This window comes from Caballeronia sp. PC1 (assembly GCF_021353155.1).
Taxonomy (GTDB): domain Bacteria; phylum Pseudomonadota; class Gammaproteobacteria; order Burkholderiales; family Burkholderiaceae; genus Caballeronia; species Caballeronia cordobensis.
In genome coordinates, this window is sequence record NZ_JAJUBH010000002.1 from 1,872,850 (window position 1) to 1,886,609 (window position 13,760).

10 protein-coding genes and 2 rRNA genes are annotated in these 13,760 nt (G+C 62.3%); 11 read left to right on the forward strand and 1 reads right to left on the reverse strand.

Annotation, left to right across the window (positions count from 1 at the left end):
- The first annotated feature begins 18 nt into the window (after positions 1-18).
- The 6 genes from LY284_RS24665 to LY284_RS24690 all read left to right on the forward strand — a co-directional run bounded on the left by LY284_RS24665 (position 19) and on the right by LY284_RS24690 (position 7,724).
- Positions 19-2,893 (forward strand): 23S ribosomal RNA (locus LY284_RS24665).
- Positions 2,894-3,065: 172 nt separating this feature from the next.
- A 5S ribosomal RNA gene (gene rrf, locus LY284_RS24670) occupies positions 3,066-3,179 on the forward strand.
- A gap of 174 nt (positions 3,180-3,353) precedes the next feature.
- Entirely contained in the window at positions 3,354-3,998 is a 645-nt protein-coding gene (locus tag LY284_RS24675; RefSeq protein ID WP_233388308.1) for a hypothetical protein, read from the forward strand.
- A gap of 10 nt (positions 3,999-4,008) precedes the next feature.
- Positions 4,009-5,049, forward strand: coding sequence for a LacI family DNA-binding transcriptional regulator (locus tag LY284_RS24680; RefSeq protein ID WP_233388310.1), 1,041 nt, complete (start codon positions 4,009-4,011; stop codon positions 5,047-5,049).
- 112 nt (positions 5,050-5,161) lie between these two features.
- The gene (locus tag LY284_RS24685; RefSeq protein WP_233388312.1) at positions 5,162-6,946 is read left to right on the forward strand and encodes an IlvD/Edd family dehydratase; all 1,785 of its coding nucleotides are present in this window, start codon (positions 5,162-5,164) and stop codon (positions 6,944-6,946) included.
- Positions 6,947-6,956: 10 nt separating this feature from the next.
- A complete protein-coding gene (locus LY284_RS24690; protein ID WP_233388314.1) occupies positions 6,957-7,724 on the forward strand; it encodes an SDR family NAD(P)-dependent oxidoreductase in 768 nt (255 codons plus the stop codon).
- Between the two features lie 29 nt (positions 7,725-7,753).
- Here LY284_RS24690 and LY284_RS24695 read toward each other — a convergent pair whose 3' ends face one another.
- A complete protein-coding gene (locus LY284_RS24695; protein WP_014250251.1) occupies positions 7,754-8,089 on the reverse strand; it encodes a hypothetical protein in 336 nt (111 codons plus the stop codon).
- A 273-nt stretch (positions 8,090-8,362) separates the two neighbouring features.
- On the opposite strand from LY284_RS24695, the gene LY284_RS24700 reads away from it, so the two are divergent.
- From LY284_RS24700 to LY284_RS24720, 5 genes are all read left to right on the forward strand, one after another.
- Positions 8,363-9,538 (forward strand): MBL fold metallo-hydrolase, encoded by a 1,176-nt coding sequence (locus LY284_RS24700; protein WP_233388316.1) that lies wholly within the window; start codon positions 8,363-8,365, stop codon positions 9,536-9,538.
- 135 nt (positions 9,539-9,673) lie between these two features.
- Positions 9,674-11,299: a methyl-accepting chemotaxis protein gene (locus LY284_RS24705; protein WP_233388318.1), complete on the forward strand. Its 1,626-nt coding sequence runs from the start codon at positions 9,674-9,676 to the stop codon at positions 11,297-11,299.
- Between the two features lie 16 nt (positions 11,300-11,315).
- Entirely contained in the window at positions 11,316-11,786 is a 471-nt protein-coding gene (locus LY284_RS24710; RefSeq protein ID WP_053568536.1) for a chemotaxis protein CheW, read from the forward strand.
- Positions 11,783-13,072 (forward strand): protein-glutamate O-methyltransferase CheR, encoded by a 1,290-nt coding sequence (locus LY284_RS24715; RefSeq protein WP_233388319.1) that lies wholly within the window; start codon positions 11,783-11,785, stop codon positions 13,070-13,072. Before LY284_RS24710 ends, LY284_RS24715 begins: the two co-directional genes overlap by 4 nt.
- Positions 13,069-13,760, forward strand: a 692-nt coding sequence (locus LY284_RS24720) for a chemotaxis protein CheW (RefSeq protein WP_077158137.1), incomplete at its 3' end; no start/stop codon positions are given. The genes LY284_RS24715 and LY284_RS24720, both read left to right, overlap by 4 nt.

The following is a 13,760-nucleotide window of genomic DNA, read 5'->3' on the forward strand; positions in this document are numbered from 1 at the left end:
GAGACACACTCGTTATAGGGTCAAGCGAACAAGTGCATGTGGTGGATGCCTTGGCGATCACAGGCGATGAAGGACGCGGTAGCCTGCGAAAAGCGGAGGGGAGCTGGCAAACGAGCTTTGATCCTCCGATATCCGAATGGGGAAACCCGGCCCGTATGGGTCACCCGCAACTGAATACATAGGTTGCGTGGAGCGAACGCGGTGAACTGAAACATCTAAGTAACCGCAGGAACAGAAATCAACCGAGATTCCCAAAGTAGTGGCGAGCGAAATGGGACCAGCCTGTACTCTTTATCTATCGTATTAGTCGAACGCTCTGGAAAGTGCGGCCATAGCAGGTGATAGCCCTGTAGACGAAAATAGGATGGAAGAACTAGGGGTACGACAAGTAGGGCGGGACACGTGAAATCCTGTCTGAAGATGGGGGGACCATCCTCCAAGGCTAAATACTCGTGATCGACCGATAGTGAACCAGTACCGTGAGGGAAAGGCGAAAAGAACCCCGGGAGGGGAGTGAAATAGATCCTGAAACCGCATGCATACAAACAGTCGGAGCCTCGTAAGGGGTGACGGCGTACCTTTGTATAATGGGTCAGCGACTTACGTTCAGTAGCGAGCTTAACTGATTAAGGCAGGCGTAGCGAAAGCGAGTCCGAATAGGGCGATCAGTTGCTGGGCGTAGACCCGAAACCAAGTGATCTATCCATGGCCAGGTTGAAGGTGCGGTAACACGTACTGGAGGACCGAACCCACTAACGTTGAAAAGTTAGGGATGAGCTGTGGATAGGGGTGAAAGGCTAAACAAACTTGGAAATAGCTGGTTCTCTCCGAAAACTATTTAGGTAGTGCCTCGTGTATCACCTTCGGGGTAGAGCACTGTCATGGTTGTGGGGTCCATTGCGGATTACTACGCCATAGCAAACTCCGAATACCGAAGAGTGCAATCACGGGAGACAGACATCGGGTGCTAACGTCCGGTGTCAAGAGGAAACAACCCAGACCGCCAGCTAAGGTCCCAAAGATTGGCTAAGTGGGAAACGAAGTGGGAAGGCTAAAACAGTCAGGAGGTTGGCTTAGAAGCAGCCACCCTTTAAAGAAAGCGTAATAGCTCACTGATCGAGTCGTCCTGCGCGGAAGATGTAACGGGGCTCAAGCCAGTCACCGAAGCTGCGGATGCGCACGTAAGTGCGTGTGGTAGGAGAGCGTTCCGTAAGCCTGCGAAGGTGTGTCGAAAGGCATGCTGGAGGTATCGGAAGTGCGAATGCTGACATGAGTAGCGATAAAGGGGTGAAAAGCCCCTCGCCGTAAGCCCAAGGTTTCCTACGCAACGTTCATCGGCGTAGGGTGAGTCGGCCCCTAAGGCGAGGCAGAAATGCGTAGCTGATGGGAAGCAGGTCAATATTCCTGCACCATTGTTAGATGCGATGGGGACGGATCGCGGAAGGTTGTCCGGGTGTTGGAAGTCCCGGTCGCTGCATTGGAGAAGGTGCTTAGGCAAATCCGGGCACGTAATTCAAGGGTGTGGCGCGAGCTTCTTCGGAAGCGAAGCAATTGGAAGTGGTTCCAAGAAAAGCCTCTAAGCTTCAGTCTAATAGTGACCGTACCGCAAACCGACACAGGTGGGCGAGATGAGTATTCTAAGGCGCTTGAGAGAACTCGGGAGAAGGAACTCGGCAAATTGGTACCGTAACTTCGGGATAAGGTACGCCCTTGTAGCTTGACTGGCCTGCGCCAGGAGGGTGAAAGGGTTGCAATAAACTGGTGGCTGCGACTGTTTAATAAAAACACAGCACTCTGCAAACACGAAAGTGGACGTATAGGGTGTGACGCCTGCCCGGTGCCGGAAGATTAAATGATGGGGTGCAAGCTCTTGATTGAAGTCCCGGTAAACGGCGGCCGTAACTATAACGGTCCTAAGGTAGCGAAATTCCTTGTCGGGTAAGTTCCGACCTGCACGAATGGCGTAACGATGGCCACACTGTCTCCTCCCGAGACTCAGCGAAGTTGAAGTGTTTGTGATGATGCAATCTCCCCGCGGCTAGACGGAAAGACCCCATGAACCTTTACTGTAGCTTTGCATTGGACTTTGAACCGATCTGTGTAGGATAGGTGGGAGGCTATGAAACCAGGACGCTAGTCTTGGTGGAGCCGTCCTTGAAATACCACCCTGGTTTGTTTGAGGTTCTAACCTTGGTCCGTGATCCGGATCGGGGACAGTGCATGGTAGGCAGTTTGACTGGGGCGGTCTCCTCCCAAAGTGTAACGGAGGAGTACGAAGGTACGCTAGGTACGGTCGGAAATCGTGCTGATAGTGCAATGGCATAAGCGTGCTTAACTGCGAGACCGACAAGTCGAGCAGGTGCGAAAGCAGGTCATAGTGATCCGGTGGTTCTGTATGGAAGGGCCATCGCTCAACGGATAAAAGGTACTCTGGGGATAACAGGCTGATACCGCCCAAGAGTTCATATCGACGGCGGTGTTTGGCACCTCGATGTCGGCTCATCTCATCCTGGGGCTGTAGCCGGTCCCAAGGGTATGGCTGTTCGCCATTTAAAGAGGTACGTGAGCTGGGTTTAAAACGTCGTGAGACAGTTTGGTCCCTATCTGCCGTGGGCGTTGGATATTTGAAGGGGGCTGCTCCTAGTACGAGAGGACCGGAGTGGACGAACCTCTGGTGTACCGGTTGTGACGCCAGTCGCATCGCCGGGTAGCTATGTTCGGAAGAGATAACCGCTGAAAGCATCTAAGCGGGAAACTCGCCTTAAGATGAGATATCCCCGGGGCTTCGAGCCCCTTGAAGGGTCGTTCCAGACCAGGACGTTGATAGGTCAGGTGTGTAAGTGCAGTAATGCATTGAGCTAACTGATACTAATTGCCCGTAAGGCTTGATCCTATAACCAGTGTGTTTTACGCAATGAGTTAGTGCTTCAGCACTTACTCAGTGCCGCCCCCGTAGGGGGCACGCTCAGGTTGAGTGTCGTTGTGCCACGATCACCACCCCAAACACTGCTACTTCTTCCCGGATTGGCTGTCGCGTCCCCAAGACGACACAGCAACAAGTCATGCCTGATGACCATAGCGAGTCGGTACCACCCCTTCCCATCCCGAACAGGACCGTGAAACGACTCCACGCCGATGATAGTGCGGATCACCCGTGTGAAAGTAGGTAATCGTCAGGCTCCTCATGCTGCAAACAAAAACCCCACCCCGCAAAGGTGGGGTTTTTGCGTTGGGCGCGCCGTTTGCATCACGAGAGTTCGTTCCATCACGATGCCTTCTTCGAACACCCGACTTCTGTCGGTAGAATGGCATCGAAAGGTTGTACCCATCATGCCGACCTTCCCGGAGCGCATATGAGAACGAGCCTGTTGATTGCTGCCGTGAGCGCCGCCTTGCTTGTCGTGGCTTGCGGCAAAAAGAACGACGCGAGCGAGTCCAGTCTGGGCGACGCCATTTCCGCCGACATGAAAACCAACCGCGGCTTGCTATGCCTGAATCGGAGCGGTCGCGGCCCGTACGCATTCCCATCGGTGTACGGGAACCGGGATCTCAACGAGTACTCGTCCGCAGCGCTGCGCGAACAACTCGCCGCGCTCGAAAAAAGCGGTCTGATCGCGCGTGCGGCCACGGCTCCGGCAACCACCAACGCCAAACAGAACGGCATCGCGTACAGTCTGACCGGCGAAGGGCAGAAGTACGCGGTGGAAACGACACGGCCCGCAGGCGACCCCAACGCAACGAGCGATCCACGCGCATGGATGCTCTGCTATGCGCACGTCAAACTCGGCAAGGTTGTCGCCTGGACCGAGCCCGATCCGACCGCGCATCGGTCGGACGTCACCTACACTTACAAGCTCGAAAATGTCGCCCCGTGGGCCGATGATCGCGACATCAAGCGCGCCTTCCCCGAAGTGACGGCCGCCGACCGGGAAGCCGGCGAAACCAAACTCCACCTCATCCTGGAACAGCGGGAAGACGGCTGGGTGCGAGTCGACTGAACGCCGACGCATGCCGATCTCCCCCTTTGATCCCGCCGCCGGCCCGCCGCGCATGTCCGACGTCGCGCGTCTTGCCGGCGTCTCGAAGATGACCGTATCGCGCGTTCTCGCCGGCCACAGTGTTGCGCTGGCGACGCGCGAGCGCGTGCAGAAGGCGATCGACGATCTCGGCTACGTCGCCGATGCCGCCGCGGGCGCGCTATCGTCCGGGCGCTCGGAATTCGTCGCCGTGCTGGTGCCGTCGCTCGCCAGCTCCAACTTCTCGGACACCGTGCGCGGCCTTTCCGCGTCGCTCGAACCGCACGGTCTGCAATTGCTGATCGGCGACACGGACTACCATCTGGACCGCGAGGAGCGGCTCGTGCGCTCGATGCTGCGTCATCAGCCGCGCTGCATCGCGCTGACCGGCTCACGTCATACGGATGCAACGCGCACGTTGCTGCGCCGCTCGGGCGTGCCCGTCGTGGAGATGTGGGATGCGCCCGCCGATCCGATCGATGCCGCCGTCGGCTTCTCGAACGTCAGCGCCGCGCGCGAGATGGTGCGCTATCTTGCCGATCGCGGTTATGAGCGCATCGGCTTCATCGGCGGGGCGAGCGAACTGGATCGTCGCGGACTGGATCGCCTGAAGGGTTTCCGCGCGCAGATGAAGGCGCTCGGCCTCGATCACGAACGCATCGTGCGTCTCGGCGATTCGCCCATCACGATGAGCCACGGCGGCCCGGCGATCACCGCGCTTCTGGACACCTGGCCCGACACGCAAGCGGTGATGTGCGTGAGCGACATGTCCGCGTTCGGCGCGATAATGGAATGCCACCGGCGCGGTCTCGCGGTGCCGGACGATATCGCCGTGGCGGGCTTCGGCAATTTCGAAGTCGCGGCGTGCTGCACGCCGTCGATCACGACAGTCTCCGTCGACGCCTACGGCATCGGTCTGCGCACCGGCGAGACCCTGCTTGCGGCGCTCGAAGCGCGCGACCAGGGCATCACCGGGCCGTCCGGCAAGCGCCTGCGCGTAACCTATTCCGTTATACCGCGCGAAAGCGCCTGAGCCAAAGCAACGTGGCGATTGCGTGCTAACATTGATTTCGATGTTACCGGTAACGAACCCATAAACGCAGCGTCGAATGTCGAACGACTGCGAGAAATCGGAGAGACACCCCATGCCCCAATCGAATCCGAAGCGTCTGCGCAGCCAGGAATGGTTCGACGATCCATCCCACGCCGACATGACCGCGCTCTATGTCGAGCGCTTCATGAACTACGGCCTCACGCGCGAAGAGCTGCAATCGGGCCGTCCGATCATCGGCATTGCGCAGACGGGCAGCGATCTTGCGCCATGCAATCGCCATCACATCGAACTCGCCGCGCGCACGAAAGCCGGCATCCGCGATGCAGGCGGCATCCCGATGGAGTTTCCGGTCCACCCGCTCGCGGAGCAGAGCCGCCGTCCGACTGCCGCGCTCGATCGCAATCTCGCGTATCTGGGGCTCGTCGAAATCCTGCATGGCTTTCCGCTCGACGGCGTCGTGCTCACGACCGGTTGCGACAAGACCACGCCAGCATGTCTGATGGCGGCGGCCACCGTGGATATGCCCGCGATCGTGCTCTCCGGCGGTCCGATGCTCGACGGCTGGTACGAAGGCAAGCGCGTCGGCTCGGGCACGGTGATCTGGCATGCGCGCAATCTGCTCGCGGCGGGCGAGATCGATTACGAAGGCTTCATGCGGCTGACGACCGCTTCGTCGCCGTCGATCGGTCATTGCAACACGATGGGCACCGCGCTCTCGATGAACAGTCTCGCCGAAGCGCTCGGCATGTCGCTGCCGACCTGCGCAAGCATTCCGGCCGCGTATCGCGAGCGCGGACAGATGGCGTATGCGACGGGCAAGCGCATCGTCGACATGGTGCGCGAAGACTTGAAGCCGTCGAAGATCATGACGCGCGAAGCCTTCATCAACGCAATCGTCGTGGCGTCCGCGCTCGGCGCATCGACGAATTGCCCGCCGCATCTGATCGCCATTGCGCGGCATATGGGCATCGAGCTGAGTCTCGAAGACTGGCAGCGTCATGGCGAACAAGTGCCGCTCATCGTGAACTGCATGCCCGCGGGCGAATATCTCGGCGAGAGTTTCCATCGCGCGGGCGGGGTGCCCGCGGTCATCAGGCAACTCGATGCGGCAGGACTCATCGAACGCGATTGCCTGACCGTATCGGGCCGCACGATCGGCGCGATCGCGAGCGATGCGCCCGCGGCCGACAACGACGTCATCCGCACGGCGGACGATCCCTTGAAACACGGCGCGGGCTTCATGGTGCTGTCGGGCAATTTCTTCGATAGCGCCATCATGAAGATGTCGGTCGTCGGCGAGGCCTTCACGAAGACCTATCTGAGCGAGCCCGGCGCGGAAAACACGTTCGAAGCGCGCGCGATCGTATTCGACGGCCCCGAGGACTATCACGCGCGCATCAACGATCCCGCGCTCGCCATCGACGAGCATTGCATTCTCGTGATTCGCGGCTGCGGCACCGTCGGTTATCCGGGCAGCGCGGAAGTCGTGAACATGGCGCCGCCCGCCGAACTCATCAAGCGCGGCATCGATTCCTTGCCCTGCATGGGCGACGGAAGGCAGAGCGGCACGTCCGCGAGCCCGTCGATTCTGAACATGTCGCCGGAAGCGGCAGTCGGTGGCGGCCTCGCGCTCCTGCGCACGAACGACAAGATTCGCGTCGACCTGAACGCGCGCAGCGTGAACGTGCTGCTCGATGAGGCCGAGCTCGAAAGCCGTCGCGCGCAGTCCGCATTCGCCGCGCCCGTGGCGCAGACGCCGTGGCAGGAGTTGTATCGGCAAACCGTGGGGCAACTGTCCACGGGCGGATGCCTCGAACCCGCGACGCTGTATCTGAAGGTGATCGAAAAGCGCGGTAATCCGCGCCATTCACATTGAGCGAGCCGCCATGTCCTACGCCATCTATCCGAGTCTCGTGGACAAGCGTGTCGTCGTGACGGGCGGCGGCAGCGGCATTGGCGCGGCGATCGTCGAGGCATTCGCGAAGCAGGGCGCGCGCGTGTTTTTCATCGATGTCGCCGAGGCCGATTCGCGCCGGCTCGAACAGACGCTCGCGGGCGAGCCGCATGGGCCGACGTTCCTGCATTGCGATCTGCGCGACGCGGCCGCCATCGAACGCGCGTTCGACGATATCGCCAATACGGCCGGTTCCATCGACGTGCTCGTCAACAATGCCGCGAACGACGATCGTCATCATTGGGACAACGTGAGCGCCGCGTACTGGGACGAGCGCATGGCCGTGAACCTGCGGCATCAGTTCTTCTGCGCGCAGGCCGCGGCGAAGCGCATGCGCGCGGCGAAGCATGGCGCGATCGTCAACATGGGCTCGATTTCATGGCATCTCGCGCTGCCCGAGCTCACGCTCTACATGACCGCGAAGGCCGCGATCGAAGGTCTCACGCGCGGGCTCGCGCGCGAACTCGGCGAACATGGCATCCGCGTGAACACGGTGATTCCCGGCGCCGTGCGCACGCCGCGTCAGATGAAGCTGTGGCAGTCGCCGGACAGCGAAGCGAAGCTCATCGCGCAGCAATGCCTGCACGAACGCATCGACCCCGAGCATGTCGCGCGCATGGTGCTGTTTCTCGCTTCCGACGACGCAGCGCGCTGCACCGCGCGCGACTATTACGTCGACGCGGGGTGGTTCGGCGCGTAACGCTACGGCTTCACGCGTGACTGCATGCGTTACGTTACGCGCGCATCGCGCCGGCGCGCCATCTTGAGCGTAGGCGCAAGCGTCGGCATCGTGCCGCTTTCGATGTGATGCTGCACGCCATCCGCGGCTTCGTGATAGTCGCGTTCGTCGAGCCAGTGCCAGACCGCCGCCAGAAAAAGGCCCAGCCCGGCATGGCCGCAGTGCGCGATGACGTCGGCGATGCCTTCCGCGAGCGCGTCGTCGCGGCCCTCCGGCCGCATCGCGCTCGCCACGTGTGATGCGGAGCGCGACACCAGCATCGCGTGCATCGTGTGCAATTGCGGGTTGAATGTGTTGATCGCGTTTCTTCTTTGACTGCCGCTCATGACGCCCCCGTGTCCGACGCTGCCGTGCTACGCGCTGGATGCAATGATCGCATCAATAAGAGCGCGCGCCGCAATTGATTTTCGAAGCACTGATTTTTCAGTGCCGGGGCGAGACAACGCAAGAAGCGGGCCGGTTTGCCGTGCAGCGCGCGCTTAACCTTATGCGGCGCGGTCGAGCCGCTATCGGACTATCGGCGGAAAAATCGCGCAAAGACGGCTTCGCGTGCATTTCGTACAATCGAATGCCCGCTTCGGCATGCCTTCGCTCAAAACATGCGTGTTTTGTCATCTTTTTCGGCCAGCGTGATCCTGCGACGTTCCCACGCCGCGTTGTGCGCGCTTGCGCTGCTGGCGGGCTGCTCGTCGGGCACGCCCGCGCGAAGCGAAGAGGCCGTTCCCGCGGCGCAAGCGCAACAACTGCAGCCGCCTGAGCCGTTGCATCACGCGAAGCACACCGCGGCGGGCTTCGAAAACAACTACGGCCACTTGCCACGCGAATCGTTTTTGAAGTGGCGCTGGGAGCGTTTCACGCAGGGTTTGCCGAAGCCGCCCGCGAACGGCTATCACTTTCCGATGGCGCATCCCGATGTCGCGTGGCTCAAGGCGAACCGCTCCGTCGATACGCTCACGTGGATCGGTCACGCGAGCGCGCTCGTGCAGCTCGACGGCGTGAACATCCTCACCGACCCGGTGTTCTCCGAACGCGCCTCGCCGCTTTCGTTCGCGGGCCCGAAGCGCAAGACACCGCCCGGCCTCACGATCGATGAATTGCCGCACATCGATATCGTGCTGATCTCGCACAATCACTACGATCATCTCGACAAGCCGAGCATCGAGGCGCTCAACCGGCAGGCAGGCGGTCCGCCGCGCTTTCTGGTGCCGCTCGGCATCAAGCGGTGGATGAACGACATCGGCGTGACCAACGTGCAGGAACTCGACTGGAGCGACGAAACGCACGCTTCGGGACTCGACATCTGGTTCGTGCCGGCTCAGCACTGGTCCGCGCGCACGCTCTTCGACCGCGCGGAAACGCTGTGGGGCAGCTGGGTCGTGAAGACGCCGGCGGGCGCGGCGCGTCCGTACTCGTTCTGGTTCGCGGGCGACACCGGTTATTCGCCGGATTTCCGCGACATCGGCGCGCGTTTCGGCGGCTTCGATCTCGCGCTGATTCCGATCGGCGCTTACGATCCGCGCTGGTTCATGCATGCGCAGCACGTCGATCCGGAAGAAGCCGTGCGCATCTTCGAGGATGTGCGTGCGAAAAAGGCAGTCGGCATTCACTGGGGTTCGTTCGAACTCACCGACGAGCCGCTCGACGAGCCGCCGCGCCGTCTCGCCGAGGCCGCGCGCCACGCTGGCCTGCCCGCCGACGCGTTCACCGTGCTGAAACACGGCGAAATGATTCGTCTCCACACGGCGGATTCAAGCACGGCCACAATCGGCCGTTAACACGTCAGACACACGCTCTGAGCGCGCGGCTTCGATGCGCCGGAATTCATCCTACAATTGAAAAGCCTCGTTGCCGGGGCGTGTTCGCGCTTGCGCGTTGCGCCAGCGACTTAATCCACTGCCAGGGCTCATCGCGTGAAGCAACTGTCCATTCGCCACCGCATTCTGGCCAGCTTCGGCATCGTTCTTTCGCTGATGCTCGTCATGGCCGCACTGTCGTACACGCTGCTCGGCGGCATCGACCGGGAAGCCAAAAGCCTCGAAGACGATTCGATGGTCGGCGTGTCGCTATCCAACGATCTGCGCGCCGCGTGGTTCGAGACTTACACGATCACGCAACGGCTCGTCTTCATCGACAAGGACGCGGAGCAGACGCGCCGCGACACGCAGCGCCTCGCCGAAACGCGCGCGACGCTCGACAAGTTGATGGACACCTACGTGCCCACCATCTTCGAAGAAGACGATCGCCGCCTCTTCAACGCTTTCAAGCGCCAGCGCGAGCTTTACGCCCCGATTCAGGACGAGACGCTGCGCGCGCTCGCGAGCTCGAAAGACGCGGCCGTCGAGACGTTCAACACGCGCCTCACGCCGGCATGGGAAGCGGGACAGAGCGCGACGCGCGCGCTCGTCGATCACAACGAGACGTTCAATGCGAAGTCGATCGAGAGTATTCGCGCCTCGGTGCAGAAGTCGGAGGTCACGCTCATCGTCATCATGCTGATTGCGATCGCCGCGGCAGCCGTGCTCGGCCTGATGCTGATGAAAGCGCTGACCGTGCCGATGCTGCGCATGGTCGATGTCGTCGACAAGATGCGCACGGGCGACTTCACGCAGCGGCTCGCGCTCGCGCGCCGCGACGAATTCGGCACGCTCGAAGCGGGCTTCAACCGCATGACCGACGAGCTCACGGGCCTCGTCAGCCAGGCGCAGAAATCGGCCGTGCAGGTGACGACTTCCGTGTCGGAGATCGCCGCGACCGCGCGCGAGCAGCAGGCCACCGCGAGCGAAACGGCTGCGACCACGACGGAAATCGGCGCGACGTCGCGTGAAATCTTCGCGACCGCGCGCGATCTGGTGCGCACGATGAACGAAGTGTCGGGCGTCGCGGAACAGTCGGCGGCGCTCGCGGGCACCGGTCAGGCGGGACTCACGCGCATGGAAGAAACCATGCGCCTCGTGATGGAAGCGGCGGGTTCGGTGAACGGCAAGCTCGCGATCCTGAACGAGAAGGCGGGCAATATCAATCAGGTCGTCGCGACCATCACGAAAGTCGCGGATCAAACCAATCTGCTGTCGCTGAACGCGGCGATCGAAGCGGAAAAGGCCGGCGAATACGGGCGCGGCTTCGCGGTCGTCGCCACGGAGATTCGCCGTCTCGCGGATCAAACGGCCGTCGCCACGTTCGATATCGAGCAGATGGTGAAGGAGATCCAGTCGGCCGTCGCGGCAGGCGTGATGGGCATGGACAAGTTCTCCGAGGAAGTGCGCCGCGGCATGCTCGACGTGCAGCAAGTGGGCGGACAGCTTTCGCAGATCATCCATCAGGTGCAGACGCTCGCGCCGCGCGTCTCGATGATCAACGAAGGCATGCAGACGCAGGCCACCGGCGCGGACCAGATTTCGCAGGCGCTGTCGCAATTGTCGGAGGCGGCGCAGCAGACGGCCGAATCGTTGCGCCAGTCGACGCAAGCGATCGACGATCTCACGCACGTCGCCAACGGCTTGCGCACGGGCGTATCGCGTTTCAAGGTGGCTGCTTAAAGCAGGGCGCGCCGCGATGCTCTTCGTCCAGTTCACGCTCGGCTCCGACCGCTATCTGCTCGACAGCGCGCAGATCGAGCGCATGTTGCCGCTCGCGCCGCTCAAGACGCTGCCGGGCGCGCCCGCATGGGTTGCCGGCGTGCTCGATTACGAAGGCGCGAGCGTGCCCGTGATCGACCTCGCGGCGCTCGCGCTTGCCCGCGCATCGCACGAAAGACTGTCCACGCGACTCGCGCTCGTCACGTATCCGCGCCGCGATGAACATGGCGTGACGACGCCTCACCGGCTCGGCCTGCTGCTCGAACAGGCGACGCGCACGGTGACGTTCGACGCCGCTTCGTTCATCGATGCGGGCATCGACACGCCGCACGCGCGCTATCTCGGCCCGCTCACGCGCGACGAAGCGGGGCTGCTCCAGTGGGTGCGCATCGAGCACTTGTTGCCCGACGACGTGCAGGCGCTGCTCTTCGCCGGGAGCGCGGCATGAGCGCGCGGCCGAACGCCTTCGACGAACCGTCCGGCATCGGTGGTTTCATCGACCTGTTGCACCGGACGATCGGGCTCGATGCCGAGTCGATCGGGGCGAATTCGGTTTCGCGCGCGGTGCGGGAACGCTACAGCCTGTGGCGCGATCGGGAGGGCGGCACGCTCGACGATTACTATCGCGCGGTCACGCAGGACCCGTCGTGCATGCAGGAACTGATCGAAGCGGTGGTCGTGCCGGAGACATGGTTCTTTCGCGATCCCGAAGCCTTCGCCGCGCTCGCGCGTCTTGCACGCGTGCGTCTTCACGAACGTCCCGCGAAACCCATACGTGTGCTGAGCGCGCCGTGCTCGACGGGCGAGGAAGCCTATACGGTCGCGATGTCGCTGATCGAAGCGGGCATTCCCGCCGAGCGCTTCGCCATCGATGCGATCGACGTGAGCGAGCGCGCGCTCGCCATCGCCCGGCGCGCGCATTACGGGCGTAACGCGTTTCGCGGACGCGCGCTCGGCTATCGCGACCGGCATTTCCGCGCGGCCGAAGGCGGCTGGCAGCTTGATCCGGCCATCGCGCAAAGCGTGCGCTTCACGCAGGCGAATCTGCTGCACCTCGATGCGCACGCGTTCGAGCGCTTCGATTTCATTCTGTGCCGCAACGTGCTGATCTATTTCGATCGCGACACGCAATGCGCCGTGCTGCGCGTGCTCGACGGCTTGCTCGCGCAAGGCGGCACGCTCTTCGTCGGTCCGGCGGAAACCGGGCTTCTGATGCGCGAGGGCATGAGCTCCGCGAACATTCCGCTCGCGTTCGCGTTCAATCGTCCGGAGCGCGCGAGCGCGAACGTGTTCAATGGCACGTGGCCGGGCGTGCCCGCGATCAAGACGCCAGCGCCGTTCGTCTTGCCCGCGTGGGCGAGCGCGCCGCCCGTCGCTCGCGCGAAGCCTGTGGCCGTCGAAGCGCCCGTTCGAACCCGACCCGCAAACAACGACCTCGCGCAGGCGCGTGAACTTGCCGATGCCGGTCAGCTCGATGCTGCCGCACTCGCTGCGCGTCACTATCTCGGCGCGAATCCATCGAACGCGGATGCGTACTATCTGCTCGGCGTGATCGCGGATGCGCGCGGCGCGCAGCAGGAATCGCGCGGGCATTATCGCCGCGCGTTGTATCTCGATCCCGCGCATCGCGAAGCGCTCACGCATCTCGCCGCATGCCTTTCGCTCGATGGCGACGAAAGCGGCGCACGCCTCTTGCGCGCGCGTGCGGAACGCGTCACCGGGAGCGCGCGATGAACGCCCGCGACATCAACATCGCCGTCGATATCGACGATTGCTGGAACCGCATCGGCGTGCGCGGCGATGCATCGTGCCCGAAGCTCGAACGCTATGTGCATTGCCGCAACTGCCCGACGCACGAGGAAGCCGCGTCGCGCATGCTCGACCGCGTGGAAGCGCGCACGTCCGTGGTCGCATCGTCCCCAGTCCGTCGCAACGACGACGAAGCGGACACGCTTTCATGCCTCGTGTTTCGCATCGGCGGTGAATGGCTCGGCCTGCCGACACCGTTCTGCGCGCAAGTGGCGCAACTGCGGCCGGTGCATTCGCTGCCGCATCGGCGGCATCGCGCGGTGCTGGGTGTTGCGAACGTGCGCGGGCGTCTGATCGTCTGCGCGTCGCTCGCCGCGCTCTTCGGTATCGAAACGAGTGAAAGCGCCGTAAAAAGCGTGTCGATCGATGCGCGCGAGCTCGGGCGGCTCGTCGTCATGCAGCGCGGCAACGGCGAGCACGAAGGGCCGATCGCGTTTCCCGTCGATGCGGTGGATGGCGTGCATCGCTTCACACGCGCGCAACTTCAACCGGTGCCCGCGACGCTCGCGCAACGCCTGTCGTCGCATGCGCATGCAGTTGCTGCATTCAAGGACGCATCCGTCGGCCTGCTCGACGCGGAGCGTCTCATCGACAGCCTGAACCGGAGTCTTGC

What these genes read in the sequence shown, in the direction of transcription:
- LY284_RS24710 (WP_053568536.1), top strand. Translation starts at nt 11,316, where the DNA reads ATGCTCTTCGTCCAGTTCACGCTCGGCTCCGACCGCTATCTGCTCGAC.
- LY284_RS24695 (WP_014250251.1), bottom strand. Translation starts at nt 8,089, where the DNA reads ATGAGCGGCAGTCAAAGAAGAAACGCGATCAACACATTCAACCCGCAA.
- LY284_RS24715 (WP_233388319.1), top strand. Translation starts at nt 11,783, where the DNA reads ATGAGCGCGCGGCCGAACGCCTTCGACGAACCGTCCGGCATCGGTGGT.
- LY284_RS24685 (WP_233388312.1), top strand. Translation starts at nt 5,162, where the DNA reads ATGCCCCAATCGAATCCGAAGCGTCTGCGCAGCCAGGAATGGTTCGAC.
- LY284_RS24680 (WP_233388310.1), top strand. Translation starts at nt 4,009, where the DNA reads ATGCCGATCTCCCCCTTTGATCCCGCCGCCGGCCCGCCGCGCATGTCC.
- LY284_RS24700 (WP_233388316.1), top strand. Translation starts at nt 8,363, where the DNA reads ATGCGTGTTTTGTCATCTTTTTCGGCCAGCGTGATCCTGCGACGTTCC.
- LY284_RS24675 (WP_233388308.1), top strand. Translation starts at nt 3,354, where the DNA reads ATGAGAACGAGCCTGTTGATTGCTGCCGTGAGCGCCGCCTTGCTTGTC.
- LY284_RS24690 (WP_233388314.1), top strand. Translation starts at nt 6,957, where the DNA reads ATGTCCTACGCCATCTATCCGAGTCTCGTGGACAAGCGTGTCGTCGTG.